The 14,818-nt window shown below is 64.3% G+C and carries 14 protein-coding genes; 4 read left to right on the forward strand and 10 right to left on the reverse strand.

Features of this window, described 5'->3' with window-relative positions; genetic code table 11:
* Positions 1 to 104 precede the first annotated feature (104 nt).
* The 4 genes from mobF to ACSU1G_RS19515 all read right to left on the reverse strand — a co-directional run bounded on the left by mobF (position 105) and on the right by ACSU1G_RS19515 (position 5,877).
* The gene (mobF, locus tag ACSU1G_RS19500) at positions 105 to 3,395 is read right to left on the reverse strand and encodes a MobF family relaxase (protein WP_439281647.1); all 3,291 of its coding nucleotides are present in this window, start codon (positions 3,393 to 3,395) and stop codon (positions 105 to 107) included.
* A gap of 17 nt (positions 3,396 to 3,412) precedes the next feature.
* Positions 3,413 to 4,261: a hypothetical protein gene (locus tag ACSU1G_RS19505; protein WP_439281648.1), complete on the reverse strand. Its 849-nt coding sequence runs from the start codon at positions 4,259 to 4,261 to the stop codon at positions 3,413 to 3,415.
* Positions 4,262 to 4,795: 534 nt separating this feature from the next.
* A complete protein-coding gene (locus ACSU1G_RS19510) occupies positions 4,796 to 5,209 on the reverse strand; it encodes a TnpV protein (protein ID WP_439281649.1) in 414 nt (137 codons plus the stop codon).
* Complete coding sequence (locus tag ACSU1G_RS19515; protein ID WP_439281650.1) at positions 5,206 to 5,877, reverse strand: recombinase family protein; 672 nt, start codon at positions 5,875 to 5,877, stop codon at positions 5,206 to 5,208. Before ACSU1G_RS19515 ends, ACSU1G_RS19510 begins: the two co-directional genes overlap by 4 nt.
* A 263-nt stretch (positions 5,878 to 6,140) precedes the next feature.
* Between ACSU1G_RS19515 and ACSU1G_RS19520 the strand changes: the two genes are divergently transcribed.
* Together ACSU1G_RS19520 and ACSU1G_RS19525 are read left to right on the forward strand one after the other, a co-directional pair.
* A complete protein-coding gene (locus tag ACSU1G_RS19520) occupies positions 6,141 to 6,725 on the forward strand; it encodes a hypothetical protein (RefSeq protein WP_439281651.1) in 585 nt (194 codons plus the stop codon).
* A gap of 297 nt (positions 6,726 to 7,022) precedes the next feature.
* Positions 7,023 to 7,937 (forward strand): hypothetical protein, encoded by a 915-nt coding sequence (locus ACSU1G_RS19525; protein WP_439281652.1) that lies wholly within the window; start codon positions 7,023 to 7,025, stop codon positions 7,935 to 7,937.
* 96 nt (positions 7,938 to 8,033) lie between these two features.
* On the opposite strand, the gene ACSU1G_RS19530 is transcribed toward ACSU1G_RS19525, so the two are convergent.
* On the reverse strand, positions 8,034 to 8,576 hold the full coding sequence (locus ACSU1G_RS19530; protein WP_439281653.1) for a hypothetical protein: 543 nt from the start codon (positions 8,574 to 8,576) through the stop codon (positions 8,034 to 8,036).
* A 210-nt stretch (positions 8,577 to 8,786) separates the two neighbouring features.
* Between ACSU1G_RS19530 and ACSU1G_RS19535 the strand changes: the two genes are divergently transcribed.
* Together ACSU1G_RS19535 and ACSU1G_RS19540 are read left to right on the forward strand one after the other, a co-directional pair.
* On the forward strand, positions 8,787 to 8,960 hold the full coding sequence (locus tag ACSU1G_RS19535; RefSeq protein ID WP_439281654.1) for a hypothetical protein: 174 nt from the start codon (positions 8,787 to 8,789) through the stop codon (positions 8,958 to 8,960).
* A gap of 805 nt (positions 8,961 to 9,765) precedes the next feature.
* Positions 9,766 to 9,897: a hypothetical protein gene (locus ACSU1G_RS19540; protein WP_439281656.1), complete on the forward strand. Its 132-nt coding sequence runs from the start codon at positions 9,766 to 9,768 to the stop codon at positions 9,895 to 9,897.
* A gap of 541 nt (positions 9,898 to 10,438) precedes the next feature.
* On the opposite strand, the gene ACSU1G_RS19545 is transcribed toward ACSU1G_RS19540, so the two are convergent.
* From ACSU1G_RS19545 to ACSU1G_RS19565, 5 genes are all read right to left on the reverse strand, one after another.
* Positions 10,439 to 11,113, reverse strand: a complete 675-nt coding sequence (locus tag ACSU1G_RS19545) for a hypothetical protein (RefSeq protein WP_439281657.1) — start codon at positions 11,111 to 11,113, stop codon at positions 10,439 to 10,441.
* A gap of 31 nt (positions 11,114 to 11,144) precedes the next feature.
* Positions 11,145 to 11,798, reverse strand: coding sequence for a hypothetical protein (locus ACSU1G_RS19550; RefSeq protein WP_439281658.1), 654 nt, complete (start codon positions 11,796 to 11,798; stop codon positions 11,145 to 11,147).
* Positions 11,799 to 11,805: 7 nt separating this feature from the next.
* Positions 11,806 to 12,885, reverse strand: a complete 1,080-nt coding sequence (locus ACSU1G_RS19555) for a transglycosylase SLT domain-containing protein (protein ID WP_439281659.1) — start codon at positions 12,883 to 12,885, stop codon at positions 11,806 to 11,808.
* A 5-nt stretch (positions 12,886 to 12,890) separates the two neighbouring features.
* Positions 12,891 to 14,348, reverse strand: a complete 1,458-nt coding sequence (locus tag ACSU1G_RS19560) for a MinD/ParA family ATP-binding protein (protein WP_439281660.1) — start codon at positions 14,346 to 14,348, stop codon at positions 12,891 to 12,893.
* A gap of 140 nt (positions 14,349 to 14,488) precedes the next feature.
* A complete protein-coding gene (locus ACSU1G_RS19565) occupies positions 14,489 to 14,812 on the reverse strand; it encodes a glutaredoxin domain-containing protein (RefSeq protein ID WP_439281661.1) in 324 nt (107 codons plus the stop codon).
* Positions 14,813 to 14,818: the final 6 nt, after the last annotated feature.

The raw sequence follows: 14,818 nt of genomic DNA on the forward strand, positions 1-14,818 counted from the left end.
TGCTGTAGATGAAAGACATCCTCCGAAGAACCCCACCCGGTGCGCTACCGGATCCCTACCCGACTGCTACCCGATCGCTACACACCCGCTACCGAGAACCCCGTCTATACATCGATCCGATCCAGTCGGCCGTCGAGCTCCCGGTGAATCCGGGCCACCAGGTCTGCGGTGACCTCTCGCTGACTGGCGGGCGGATGCTCAGGCGCGGCCAGGGCTGGTTCCTCGGTGCGTGAGGTGCAGCGAGCCAGGATCTCCGGCACGGCATCCTCGGCACGGGTCTCGCCCTGGTGGTGGAGGGAAGGGTCGGCCCTGACCAGCTGCGGCCAGGTCGCGGCTTCGCTCAACCGGGCCACCGTCTCCGGGTCGTCCCCGTAGGCGTCCTGCACCCATTCGTGGGTGCGGGCCGAGCGGGCGGCCCACTTGAGGTAATCCAGTTCGTGGACCATCCGGCCCAGGTCATTGGACCAGGCCCGTTGGGCGTCGCGGACCTCGTGGGCGGTGTGCTCGGCGGATTCCCGTTTGAGCACGCCCTCGAGGACAGTCACCGGACGCTCGGCCGGTGGGGTCTCGGTGAGCAGGCCCCACTCGTCCGGAGAGTGCGCCTCGTGGTCGGCCCCGAAGTCGACGTAGGCGTGGTTGGCCTGGCGGCCGCGGGTCATGGCCACGTAGAACAACTCGCGGGACAGTCCGGCGCTGACCACGGCGTGGGCAGAATACACGGTGACGCCCTGGGAACGGTGCGCAGTGGTCGCGTACCCGAGTTCGGTGGAACTGGCGAGGTAGTCCGGGTCCAGGGTGAGCACTCCCCCGGTGGTCTCGTTGCGTGCGGTCGCGGATCCGTCCGGGTTGATCCCGGTCAGGGTCAGCCGGGTGCCGTTGGCGATGAACGCCCCGGTCTCATCGCGCAGGGACCGGTCGTTGCGCCGGGCCAGCACCAAATCCCCGGCCCCGGCGGTGGCCTCCCCACGCAGGGTGACGGTCTGCTCGACGTCCACGTCGCCACTGGTCACGAGGTCGGCCTGGGCGCGGGTGTTCAGATCGGCCACGGTGGCGTTGTCCGAGGCGATGAGGATGGTGGAGAGCCCGGCCCGTTTGTCGGCCAACCACGCCGAATAGGCGGAGTCGGCAGCGTCCTCCCCGGGTGCCCCGTGGATCCGGTCGTTGGCGGCGTACTCGTTGAGCACGGTGGGGTCTCCGGTGCGCAGGCGTAGGGAGGCCTCCCGTTCCCACTCGTTCCGGAATCGCCACACCATGTCCAAGCGCTCCGATGCGGCCTTGCGGTCCATCCAGCCCAAGAATCCGCCGGCGTCCACGGCTTCCAGCTGGGCCGGGTCCCCCACCAGCAGGACCTTGGCCCCAGTGGCCTCGGCCTGGCGGGCCAGTTCGGCCAGCTGGGCGGTGGAGACCATGGAGGCCTCGTCCACGATCAGCAGCTGGTTCTCGGCCAGGGTGTAGCGGGCCTGGGCGGCGTGCTGTTCGGCCAGCTTCGCAGCCAGGCGTTCAATGCTGGCGGCGGTGCGGTCGCTGGTGCGGCGGGCCTGGAGTTGGTGCAGCCGATTGGAAAGTTGCTGGACGCGCTGGGCGCGGCGGGCGGCCCCATCCCCGACGGACTCGTATAGCCACTTGGTGGTGTTCTCGGTGACCACCCCGAGCTCGTCCCCGAGAACCCCAGCGGCCACCGCCGAGGGGGCCAAACCCACCACGGAGGACGGCCCGTGGGTTTCCGACCACAGCTGGGCGACGGCGGCCATGGTGGTGGTCTTGCCGGTTCCGGCCGGGCCGATGATTGCCTGCACCGCCCTCGGGGAGGACAGCACGGCTGCGGTGGCTTCGGCTTGGTCTCGGCTCAGCGGGTGGCTGGCGCTGGTGGTCACCTGCGCGACCTGTTCGGTGATGGTGTCCGGGTCCAGGTGCGGTCCGGCCGCCTCGGTGGCCCGACCGATGAGGTAGGCCTCGTCGTCGATGACCTGCCGTGTGGTCCACAGTCCGGCTTTGCGTTGATGGTCGAACACGGATTGGCCGTGGTGGGCGACGGCCGGGTCCTCGGTGTCCGGGGCGATGGAGCGGGTCGGGGTCAGCTGCACGGCCTGGGCAACGGCGGAGTCCACGAGCCGGTCGGTGGCCGCGTGCCGGTCGGCGGCGGTGCGGTAGCGGACCAGGCGGGTGATGCGTTCGGCCGAGGCGGTCACGTTGGCCCGGGTGAAGGTGGCCCGCCGGGTGGCCGCGTCGGCCAACGTCCAACCGGCCAGCTGATGGATCACGTCGTCCGTGAGCTGGTCGCCGGTGATGGTGGTGTCGGAGTGGCCGACGGCGTTGGCCACCACGGTCGCCGGGTCGTGGCCGGTGGCCAGGGACCGTTCCCGCCAGCCGACCATCTTCTCCGCCAGCGACAGGGACTGGTCCTGCTTCGGAGTGCGGGTTTCCAGGGTGGCCTGCTGGCGCAGTTGCAGCAGAATGGCGGCCGGGGGTCGCTGGCCGTGGGTAGTGGTCCAGTCAGCCACGAGTTCGTCGGTGCGAGCCTCAATGGCCCTGCTCCGGGTGGAGAACTCCTCGATCAGGCTGTCCGGGACCCCGGCCAGCTCGACCCGGTGGCCGATGGTGTCCGGCTGGGCGGACACCTCCTCGGCGGTGGCCATGGACAGGGCATCGGCCAGTTGCTGGCCGTCCTCGGAGTGGGACTCAGGCAGGGCGCCGATCTGCTGGTGGAGCCGGTCGAACAGCAGCGAGTTATAGGTCTCGGAGATGGCCACCACGTGCCGGTGCAAGGTATAGCTGTCCAGGGTGGCCCACTGGCCGTCCAGGACCCGTTGGACCCGGTTGGAGATCACGGTGTGGGTGTGCAGTTGCGGGTCTCCGGCCCGGGAGTCCCAGTGGTCGAACTGGCTGGCCACCAGCCCGGCCACCGGCACATGCGCAACCCCACCGTGTCCGGCCCGGGATTGCAGGACGTTGGCCTCGACCCAGGCCAAGGTCTCGTTCATCGCCTGCTCGTGGGTCTGCTGGATCTGGCCCTGCAGCGCCGGTCCGGCCACGGCCCACAGGGCGGACACGGACTTGGGTACAGAGAAGGTCAGGTCGAAACCGGCCACCGCCTCCCGGGTGGCCTTGGCCGCCCGCCCAATGGGGGTCTTCGCATCCGCCGGGGTCATCTGGCTGGCTATCGGGGCCCGGCCCAGCAGATGCCCGGTGTCCGGGTCGCGGGCTTGTTCGTAGAGCATCACCGCATCCACGCGGGTGACCTCTTGGCCAGCCGTCAGGGAGGTGCCAGCCAGCCCGGAGCCGACCCAGCGTCCAGCCGGGGCCTTGGCCTCGGTGTAATAGGCGGTCAGGTCTTGGCGTCCGTGGTGGCGGTGGTCGCCGGTGGCCACAGAGTCTAGGTAATAGGCGATGGACATCTTTGAAATCGAAACAGTCACCGGACACCCCCGACCGTGGCCGCCTGTCCGGTCACCGGGGCTCGGCCACGGTTGCCGGTCGGGGTGGTCACGGCCTGCCGGAACCGGGTCCAGGTGGCCAGGATGTCCCTGTCAACGGCGGCGGCCGGCTGGCTACCAGTGGCCTTGTAGAGCCGCTTGCACAAGGTGTCCCACTGACGGACCAGGCCTTGGAGTTGCTGGCGTTCGGTTGCGGCCAGCTCGGCGGCCTCGGACAGCTCCTGGTACCGGGCGGCCAGCTGGCCGTATTCGTCTTGCAGGGTGGCCAGCTGTTGGCGCAGGCCGGTCACCTCTGCCGTGGCCATCCGAGCCTCGGCCGTGGCCGACCAGTTCCGGCGCAGCGCGGACAACTCCCTACTGACCGTGGCCAACCGTTCCCGGACACCGGCCGAGTCGTTGGCTTGGCTAACCAGGGCCCTGGTCGCTGACCGCCGCGCCTTTGCCAACTCGGCGCGCAGCCGGGCGATCTCGCGGTCACGAGCCCAGAGGCGGCCACGGCTCTGGGCCAGTGCCGTCTCGGTCTGGACCAGCTGGGCGGACACGACGGCCAACAGGTCCCGTGCGGTCGCCCTCTTGCTGGTGGTCGCAGCCGGACGGGTCCGGCAACGGGAGCCGGCCTTCTGGCAGGCCGCATCGCAGAACCGCTTGTTCTTCCGGCTGCCCTTCGGCAGCCGCTTCCCGCAGCTCTCGCACCGCCGCCCAACCGGCGCAGCGGGCTGGCCGTAAGCCTGGCGGCGGCAGTCCTCGTCGCAATAGCGACGGTTCGCCCGGGCGCCCCCAGGCAGCGGTTGGGTGCAGTTCTGGCACCGGCGCACGGTGTTTTCCATGCCCCGAGTTCGTCGCCGGCTGGGGTTCGCGTATGTCAGAAACCCGGACACAATGTCTGAGAGTGCACCTTGGTGCCAGAGGTGTGATGACTGAATGACCGATCTGCTCGTCGAGCAGATCGGTGGGCGGGTCAGTAATGACGGGCTTCGGGCAGGGCAGGGGTGCTGCCATGTCCGCGCCAATCGACTTGAAGGCGCAAGTCGCGTTCAGCACTCAGTCGGAGACGGTGATTGCTGTGCATTCCTGCGCAGACTTTGCCTCGACTGGGGAGACACGCGAACCGGTAGACCTATCTCGGTGGAGTGCGGACTGACTTCTGGACAACCCCGGACACTCCCCTGGCTGGTGCACCTGATCCATTTGGATCACCTGAGCCTAGAAACACCCATGCAACCCGAGGTGCCAGATCACGACTCAAAGCCGAGCTAAGGGGTGCCCGGTCCGGCCTCGAAGGTTCGGCATTCCCTTCCTTCCGAGACGGGCACCGGAGGGCAGGGACGTCTCACCAGATTCTGCGGGCGTCACTGCCTCGACTACCGGGACAGGTCCGGCCGATCGCGGTCCAACTCGATCTGGTTCAGCTCCTCCACCAACTCCCGGTGCAGCGGCCGAAACTCCCGCATGAACTTTAGGTCGATGCTGATCGGGCTGGGCTCGTCCTCCGAGTCCTCGTCCTCGTCCGTTGAGTCCTGATCCTGAGGTGTCAGCATCTCGGCCCCAACGATCTCCTCTGCCTGCGCCCTCGCCGCGTTCAGCCGCCCGACCTCCTGAAGGCAGGTCTCGCCCTTCGGGTCCGGGCCGGCGATCTGGACCAAAAGATCCCCCACGCTGGTCTCTGCGTCCTCCCCCAGCGTCGTGAAGTACGCCTCAGGGTCCGGGATCTGGGCGTACTGGGTCGGGGCGAGTATCTTCCAGGTCTCCTGTGCGTGCTTGCCGTACTTGTTCATTGCGAACCTCCGCGAGTTCCGGATGAGGAATCAGGGTTGTCGTCGGCGTATCCATCCCCGGCCAGGCCATCCTGGCGCAGGGCGCGGATCACGGTGGACCGACTGACTTTGAACTTGGTGGCGATCCGGTCCAGTGACCACTGTTTGTCTTCGCGGAGCCGTCGCGCCTCGCGCACATCATGAGGTTGCAGACGCATGGGCCGGCCGCCCTTGCCTGAAGCTGCGGCCAGTCCGGCCATGGTGCGTTCGCGGATCAGCTCCCGCTCCATTTCCGCTACCGAGGCGATGATGTTGAACATCAGCCGGCCCTGTGGGGTCGTGGTGTCGACGCCCTCGGACAAGGAGCGGAATGCGACGCCGCGCTCCTTGAGCGAGTCCAGCAGTTCCACCAGGCCGCGCACGGTCCTGCCTAAGCGGTCGAGCTTGGTGACCACCAGAGTGTTTCCCGGCTGCAGCGCCCGTAGGCACTGCTCCAACTCCGGGCGAACCATCGTCGCCCCGGACTTGCCCTGATCCGCGTACACCTCATAGCAACCAGCGGCCAGCAATTGCTGTCGCTGGGACACCAGGCTCTGCTCCGCGGTCGACACCCTGGCGTACCCCAGGGACACACCCTCGGGAACAAGAATCGGTTCCTCGGCGTCCACCAGTCGTTCCGGCCGGTTCATGCGCCCTCCTATCGGGTCAGAATCCGTCTCAGACCCTCGGGGCGAGCATACATATTTCGTACTTGGTTTGTGACCACATCAGGGGCTCACAGCCGCGTGTCAAAACAATGCGTCGACAAACGGTCGTTTATGGACGCCTTGACAACGAGACGCTGCCCTAGTCGCTTGAGCGGTGCCTCAAAGACCACAACAGCCCCCGTCATCGAGGACTGCCGATATGACCGTGGAGCACGCCCAACAAGCGCGCGTGGCATCCTGAGCAAATGAATCAATCAAGAGCAGTCGCCGAAACGGAGCGGCCGGATACCGATCCTCCCAAGGATCAAGCCGCGGCGCCGTCTGCCGGAACGCTCAAAGCGAAAGAAATGGCTTCGGCCGGCGGGCGGAAAATCAGACACAAGGCCTCGGGTGTCCTCGTGGTATGCGTCGTAGTTGTGGCGGCCCTGCTCTGCGTTGCGCCGACGGTAGTCCTCGCCGTGTGGCCCCCCGGATGGAGCGACTTCACGGTGTTCATTGTCGATCTAACCCTCGCTGTAATTGGCCTGGGAATTGCCTACCGGGCTCCGGACGGCAAACCTAGACACGACCTCCGATCCCTGCTCACCCTGCGCTTCGCTTCGGTACTCCTGGGCTTTGCAGCCCTCGGCCGAGCAGGTGCAGCCATCCTTGATCCAACCGCCCAATTACTGGAGTCGGCTCCTGAAGGCCTCGTGACATGGGGGCCCTCATTAGCACTCTTCCTCGTTCTCGCAATCATCGCTGGAATGAAGATCAATAAGGATCTTCAGAAACTACTAGAGGAGCGGGAAGCCGATAGCCGGCAGGTAATTGACGAATCACTGCCCTGAGAATGCCACCGGGTTTGAAGCGACGACTAGAGCGATATCAAACGGATGTCACTTCGCTATCCGTTGACTATCACCCTCGGGGGACACGGGTGATCGATGGGCGTCATGTGGTGTCGCTAGGACGCGACCGACACCACCCGCAGGGCAACCGCTATTGCAACGGTTTTCGCCTATGCGCCATTGCCGTGCCGGTCGACATAGTGGCTGCTTTGGTCTGCGGTCAACCGACCGTCCCCAAACATATCGGGCGTTTTCGTGATGTATCTAGTCAGAACAGCATCTCGTGTCATTATTAGAGTGTTCAAGCAACTTCAAACAGGAGCCATGGCCTTGTCCAGAATCCCCTCTATAACGCTGACCGTGGCTGCTGCAATGGTCCTCCTTCTCACGGGATGCGCCGCCGATGTGAGGTCCGCAGGGACGTCGGATTCCTCCCCTGCGACATCTGCGACTGCACAGAACACCGAAGTTCTGCGAGACGACGCCGACATTGAATTGGATGCGCTGGTTGCTTCCTGGGAGGAAGCGACCAGCGAAACATGCTTGATGGACCTCAGGACAGAGCTGCTATCTCATATTCGTAGTGCTGTTTACTGCGGTGCTGAAGAGACTGAGCTGTTTTTAACGTTCGATAATTCTGTTGACCATCAAGTCTTCCTGAACGGATACGAGGAAGACGTTCAGGAAGCGGAAGGAAGCGCAGCGGTACTCGACGGTGGAAGTTGGGTCTTTGGCCAGTCAGATTATGACCTAGAGAACTTGCAGCCTGTGATCGGTGGAGCGATTCTCCATCTTGGTGACACGGAAAGCGAAACACCAGAACCAGAAGAAAGTGCCGAAGGTGACGCCGGCGAGAGCGAGGAGGTGTCACGGCCGGCATGTCAGTCGGTCGAGCACGCTGGAGCCTTCGTCAGTTTTTGGGATGACTATGTCAACGGCGCCACGGAAGATGAGCGCTCTATGGCATACGGACTCCTCAAGATGGTTCTCGAAAGTGAGAGCGACGAGGATTCAGCTCAGCAGCACAAGAGCCCAGTGGGGTGCTCGGGAAGCGTGGAAATCGCAGCCCTTGAGGCGTGGGTGGGCATGCTAGAACTGGCCAACCTGACGCCAGACGGCGTAAACGCTGAGGACCTCACTCAGGTCGCGGATGCCGGAGATGAATACTTGAAAGCTGTCGGCAGAGAAGACCTCGAATTTGCGCGCCCTTGACGTCAAGAGGCAAGAGGGCAGATCAAGCTAGAAGACGCGGCTTTCTGGGATCATCTCTCCGAATCTGGCAAAGAGCAGTTCTTGGCCTTCGAATACCTACCCCAAGCGTTCGTCCGTCATCACGAAGGGCTTAATGGTTTTGTTCACCAGCACCCAGACCTTACGTTTTTCGTTCTCAGTCAACTCATGCCGCTGGTTGAACCCATCAAGAAGGAACTTGTAGTCATTGTCTCCGTTCGCCCGATTGAACTTGTTCGCAGGAAATGCTCCGTTCTCCCACAGGTAGGCGAGCACCCCTCGTGAGAAGTACTCGCTCGTGAGATCAACGCGATCGCCGGCGGCGTATGCAGCTCGCAGCTTCAAGAGCTGCTCGAGCACGTTAACGCTGGTGTTTAGCTCATCGACCTCAAATAGGCGGATGCACTGACTTCCGATCGGAACCAGAGACTGCTGAGTTTGCCGGTTAAAAATTGTGTAGAGATAGAGAAGTCCGGTCTTGCCGCAGACGCAGATTCCGGTCCGGCGCTGGTCTTCCTCAACGCCGACTACTTGCCACTCTTCGACGGCGTCCGACCAGTTATCCGATAGCGATGCGTCGATGACAGCGCCGCGCAACGTTCCGAAGTTGTGTGTATTCATTCGCACCTCATAGAAGGAATCTAGCCTAGGCACCTGCTCCAAGTACGGGCGTTAGTAGTCGACCTATCCCTCCCCTCTGATGGTTACTGCTCGGAGCGCGCGGCAATCATGATGACAGGTTTCCCTCAAGAGGATGATTCTCTTTTCTGTGACGACTGGGTCGACGAGCCACGACGGGATCTTCCACTCAGGGCAACATATGCTGGCGGGGTGAAGATCATCGGCCACATCGAACAGCTCCCGGAGGACATGTCCGGAAGCGCGCCATCCCAGGTCCGGGAGCTATCCATGGAAGCCGAGACCTACGAGAAGGCCGTAGCCGGCCTGCGCGATCAAGTCCCCGACGGCTGGCGTCTCATGAACCTGCGTCGGGGTAGCGATTAGCGGTCTCGGCGCACGTCCCACCAACCGAGGGCTTCTTGTCGCTTCTCGGTGTCGATCGCGCTCCGAGGCGTTTCACCGCTGCCTCATAGGCGCGAGCGTGACGCTCGGACCGGGGCTTGTAGCTCGCGCGGCCGCGGCGATCGAGCACTCTAACCAGGACTTCCATGGCCAGTTCGAGCCCACCGTCGTTCACTGACCAGAACCCGCCCAAAATTCCTCGGGAGCTCGCAAGCAAGGCCGTTCCCCGATCACGGTCCACCCAAAGGCGCCAGCTAGGAAGGACCAGTGCGCTGATTATGGGGAGGGGAATAGACACGACTGTCAGCCACACTCCCCCCAGCGATCGGCCATTCGCCCTCGAGAAACAGGCCGACTCCGAGCAACACAGCACCGGCCAGTATCCCCAGGGTTCAGTTGCCGAGAAAAGTCCGGGCCGCCCGCCCTCCGCGCTCAGGCCTGCGGATCTTTGCCCACTCTGCTCGGTAGATGGTGGGCAGTAGGCAAGGCGCTAGCCACCAGGGGAGGCGCTGTGCGGAGCCCGTGTTGTTCGACATGTTGAGTCCTTCGGGTTATAGGCGGTCTCTGGCCGCCCCGGATTCACTCCCGGGACTTCCACACCATGTCTGCAACTGGGCTCCTACGGCATCTGCGAGTTCACCAACATCAAAACCCTATGGGTCGGCCCCGTCGCCGAACCGACCAGCTGACCGGCACACCGAACCCCAGGTCCGGTGTCCCTTCTCCCAGGGAGGCCACTGGACCTGGCTTCTCCCGCTCCTTTCCCCTTCCGTCACAAGAGACCCCGATGACCAAGATCCAGGCCCAGACCAACTCCGTGGACGCGGTGATCCTGCGCCCGGCTCAACTGCCGACCAAGGACCGCGGCAGCATCATTCCAATTTCTTCAACGACTCATCCCAGATCGTCCTCGTCATGAAGATCCCCTTGCTCTCGCTTATCCCGTCGGTGGCACCCCATAGGTTCAGCCATGGTGCTACCCACCACTCACCGGCTTATCCCTTCTTCCCAGAAAGCGGGGATAGCACCGTACACATCAACCAGAGCAGGAAGAATGGGAACAACAACAAGATCGATCGCAGTCCGGTTGGCCACCGATGGGACCCCGCTCCGCATAGAGTTGGACGGCTGCACCTTCTCGGTGGCCGCCCAGCCTGTTCGCTGGTTTGAGAGGCGCAAATGGTGGATCGAGGAACACCGCATCGAACGAGGTAGAGGCGCCGGCATTGTGGATCACGAAGTGTGGCGACTTCAGGTGCAGCTGGCTCCTCGGACACCCCTGCACACAATCGACGTACAGCACTATGAATACTCCGGGCGCTGGGAACTCATCCGGATCCACGACCACGGACAGTACCGGGCCAGGGCCTGATGGATCGGACTGTGGCCCTTCCGACCCAGCCATCACCGACGGTGTGATGACCATGCCCTCATTCGTGGCGATCGCCCCTGTCTTGGAATTAGAAGTCGACCGGTAGCGGCATGTTGCACCATGTCCAACCGAAGTAAACACCGTCGGGATTGGTAGCAGCTGACGCGTCGAGGGGCGCTTGCGTTCCGCAGACAGGCTCGGGAGGAAGTCCGCCAAAGATGTCTGCGATGTCGACGATCACGGTGGGGGCGTGCTCGGAGCATACGTACAGGGCGTTGATTGCGCAGTGAATGGTGCCGGGCTCCCGGCCTGGCTCCAAGTAGGCGTGGGTGATGACTTCTGCAGCCTTCGACCAAGCTAGGACCGTGGCCTCACGCATCATCGTCGGCGTGATCAGTTGGGTGTAGGGGTTGCCCACGGTCAGTTCTGGGTGTTTGTCGGCTAGAGCGAACCAGTCGATGCGATGGTCGATGCTGGTGGCCCAGCGGGGTACCGGGTCGGATCCTGGGTGTATGAACCAGGTCCGGTTGAGTTCGCTGCGCAACCACTCAGGCACGACGGCAGTTGGGTTGAGGTAGTCACCAGTGTGGGAGCCCGAGAGTGGAGGTCTGGCTACGGCATTGCGAACTTCTATGACGGAATGCCACTGGTCACGTGACCATTGCTCGAAGAATTGCTGCGGGGTGTCGCCGACATCGTTGACGGTCAGTAGCCACGACAAATGTTGAGCGAGGTCGTTTGCGCGATGCTGGTCGTTTGTCATGGTGGTCCTTCGGCCGGTGTGGGTAAGGGTGCTATTGAAGCTGTTGGTCCGTCCAGTTCTGGATGACGTAGCCGGTTTTGTCCTTGGTGACTTGGAAGGTCATGTACTTCGGTTCAGGGGTCAGTGTCCATCCGTGATCGTTCTGCCAGGTCCAGGAGGCGACGACATAGTAGGTCGTGGTGTCGCCCTGGGGGTAGGTGTCGGTGACCTGCACTTCGGGTCTGCTGGTCGCGTCGTGTTCGGCGGCTTCCCACCAGTCTTCGGGCAGAACGGGTTTGGCGGGGGTGACGAAGATGCTCTTGTACTCGTCCACGAACAGTGGCAACGCTCGGCGGTATCCGTCGGTGGGTGAGATATCGGTGGTGGTGTCCCAGGTGGTCATCACCTCGGCCGCCGTGTTCACCAGCTCATCGGCACTGAGCCCTTTACGCTTCAGCGCTGCGGTCGGGGCTGCCGTAGGCGTTGCCGGCGGCGCGGTCGTCGCTGGGGTGGCGGCTTGCCACGCTGAGCTTGTTTCGGTGGTGGACGGGGAGGACGAGGGGGCCGCTGTTGTCACGGACGCGTCGGTGGGGCCTGCGACATGGGGGGCCAGCGGTCGGCTGAAGAGGGCGACGATCCCCACGATCAAGATGGTGACGACGGTGATGACGGCGACGAGGGCGATGGTGAAGCGGGCTGAGCGCATGAGTGGATTAGTCCTGGGTGGTGGCGGGTAGGCGGATGTATCCAGGGACCTCGCTGATGGGCGTTCGGGTCACCGAGTAGGTGTTGGGGGTGTCGAGGTTGTAGTGCTCGATGATGGCGTTGTCGCCTTGGACGGCTGCGACGAAGCCGACGTGTCCGTAGCCGCCTCCGATGTCGACGTAGCCCCACCAGGCGATGTCTCCGGGGCGGGGATCGCTGGTGTGGACGCTTACTCCGTCGACTTGGGTGAGGATGTCTTTCCAGGATCCAGCCCCGGATTGGCCGGGCCCGTAGCCGACGCCAAGGCTAGCGAAGGTGAACGGGGGTTGGCCGCCCTGATCGGGGGGCCATCCCATGGCCTGGTTGATGCGCCACATCACGAAGTCGGTGCACTGTCGCTGGGTGTGGCCGAAGGCGCTGCGGGCATGGCCCCAGCCGTCGACTCCGACTGGCTCTCGGTACGGGTAGTCGTCTTCGCCCACCCCGTCGATGCTGATTTCGCCAAGACTGTTACAGGCATCGGCCCCACCGGTCCCCCCGGCAGCAGTAGTGATCGTCTGGACGTACTGCTGAGTCTCCTGGAACGGGGGAATGCCGTTGTGCGCCAGGACGGCTCCGGGTCCGGCGTTGTACGCCGCCAGGGTCAGACGGATCGCCTCGTTCCCATCACCGGACAACGAAGACATCTGGTCGTAGAGATGCTTCATGTACCGGCCCTGGGCTTCGATGGCGGCGTGGGGGTCGAAGGGGTCTGCCCCGTTACCCCATTGAGCCCACGTGGCGGGCATGAACTGCGCGATGCCTTGTGCGCCGGCCGGCGAGACCGCCTCCGGGTTCCACCCTGATTCCTGATCGATCTGAGCGGCCAGGACACTGGAGGGGATCCCGGAATGGGCCGAGGCCTCCGCGATGGCCTGTCGATACTCCCCCGGTATGGACTCGTCGCCGGTTTCCGGTCGGCAGACCCCGCCGGCTGAAGCCGGGCCTTCAAACATCGAGAGCGTCAGTAGCAGCAGGACGGTGCTGAGGACCAGGCCCAGCAGGGCTGCCCCCAGGCATCCGGCACCGGCGGCGGTCTTGTACGGCATTGGAGCTACATTCCCTCGATGACGTGGGCGGTGGCCTGCAGGTAGGCCTGTCGGGTGGAGTTTGAGAGTGATTCCCAGACGATCTGGCCGCCGTCGTCCAGGGCCCGGTCGAAGGGAATGACCGTAACGGCCCGCACTAGGCCCTCGAGGGTGTCGGTGATGTCCTTCAGCCGCTGCGGTGATGCGGTGCGTGGCTGGGTGATGATCGCCACCGCGTTGTCCAGTTTGTCCCCGTGCCCCTGGTTGCGCAGGGCATCGATGGTGGTGAAAGCCCGCCGGGCGGCATCTTCCTTGTTGGCAATCGCAATGACCAGCACATCCGCGACGTCGATGGCGGCCTGCCAGGTGGGTGCCGTGGAGGCGTTCCCGGTGTCCACGAGGGCCAGGCCGTAGAACTGGCGCAGAGCGGCGTGCATGGTACGGAAGGCTTCGGCGTCGATGACTTCGGTGTTGCCGGCTTCGTTTTGGGATGCCAGGACGTGGAACTTGTTGTCCCCCTGGGGGCGGACATAGCCGGCAAGCCGGTCGGCGTGCTCGGGGGTCGTGAAGTCCGCGATCCGGTCCAGCAAGTCCAGTGCAGTATGGGAGTGGGCGGCGGGCAGTGCGCGGTCTGCCAGGTTCCCGGAGTTCTCGTTGTTGTCCCAGGCCAGCACCATGCCTCCGCGGACGCGCCCAAGGGTGGCCCCGAGCAGGTAGGTGGCCGTGGTCTTGGATGCTCCGCCCTTGATGTTTACCACGACGGCGGTGCGGTGCCCGGCCAGGCCCTTCTGGATAGTGGTGTGCAGATGCCGGGTGTGCTGCTCGCCCCTTCCGGGAGCGATGGACAGACCCACGGCATTATTGAGTGTTCCTCGCCACCCGGTCCGCGCCGGGCCGAGGGCCTGTCGACGGGTCTGTGTGCGGGTCGCGAAGGCCTGTGCGGTCGACATCGGCCGGTCCGCGTCCACCGTGCCCGGGAGGTCCTGGTCAAGGTGCGGCACCCAGGATGGGTCGCCTGTTGCGGCGTCGTGGGCCACGGCTGAGGCCACGTCGCTGTCCGCGGTGGTGTCCGTGGCCGGGGCGTAGCGGTGGGTGCGGACACCGGGCAGGTCGCTGGTGATGGTGACGTCGTGGCCGGCTCTGGTGGCCACGGCTTGGCCGATGGTGTCCAGGCTGGCAGGGGTGACCGGGGACAGACGGCCGGCCTGGTCGTCCAGGTGCCACTCCGTGTATTCCAGCAAGTAGTCCGGGACGTCCGTCTCCGGTGCCGGGCCAAGATGGCCCTCGACCAGAGCCCATGGTCCAGTGTCGAAGCTCGGGTCAGTCTCGTGCTGCGCGGACAGCCCCAGCACGGGGGTGGACTGGTGCGCCCGCCCGGCGATCAGTGCCATAGCCTGCTCCAGACTCCCGGCCGGGACGCGGGTGCCGGTGCGGTCGACCAGGGTGACCTTGGCGGTAAGTTTCACAATGCTCGCGGCAATCATGGGCCGGCTCCTCGGATTCGACGGGGGATGTGTGTCACAAACAGTTCGGTAATCCAGGACGGGGAGTGTGTCGCCCCGTGCGGAACGATCGAGGTGGCCACCGGACGCCTCAATTCCAGCGCCGGTGGCCACCACGTCGTTCACGTCAGTGCACGCCCGGGGCCAGCCACGACAGCACCCTGGGTAGCAATGGCTGCGCGGACCTCGGCGACAGCCTTCTCGATACGGACCGGGTCGAACCCGGTGAACCGTTCAGTGGGCGACTCAATGACCGGTATCTGCTGGAACCCATCAGCACGGAGCGCTGCCAGCTTCTTCGGGTTCTCGTCCAGGTCAATGAACTCATAGGGCGCGTCCCTCTTGTCCAAGAGTCGGGTGGCGGCCTGACATTGCACGCAAGCCTTGGTGCCGTTAACGGTGATCACGTTGTCCTCCGCGGGAAATAGTGCCGGCTGGGTGATCATGCTGTC

This window comes from Microbacterium sp. A93 (assembly GCF_051842835.1).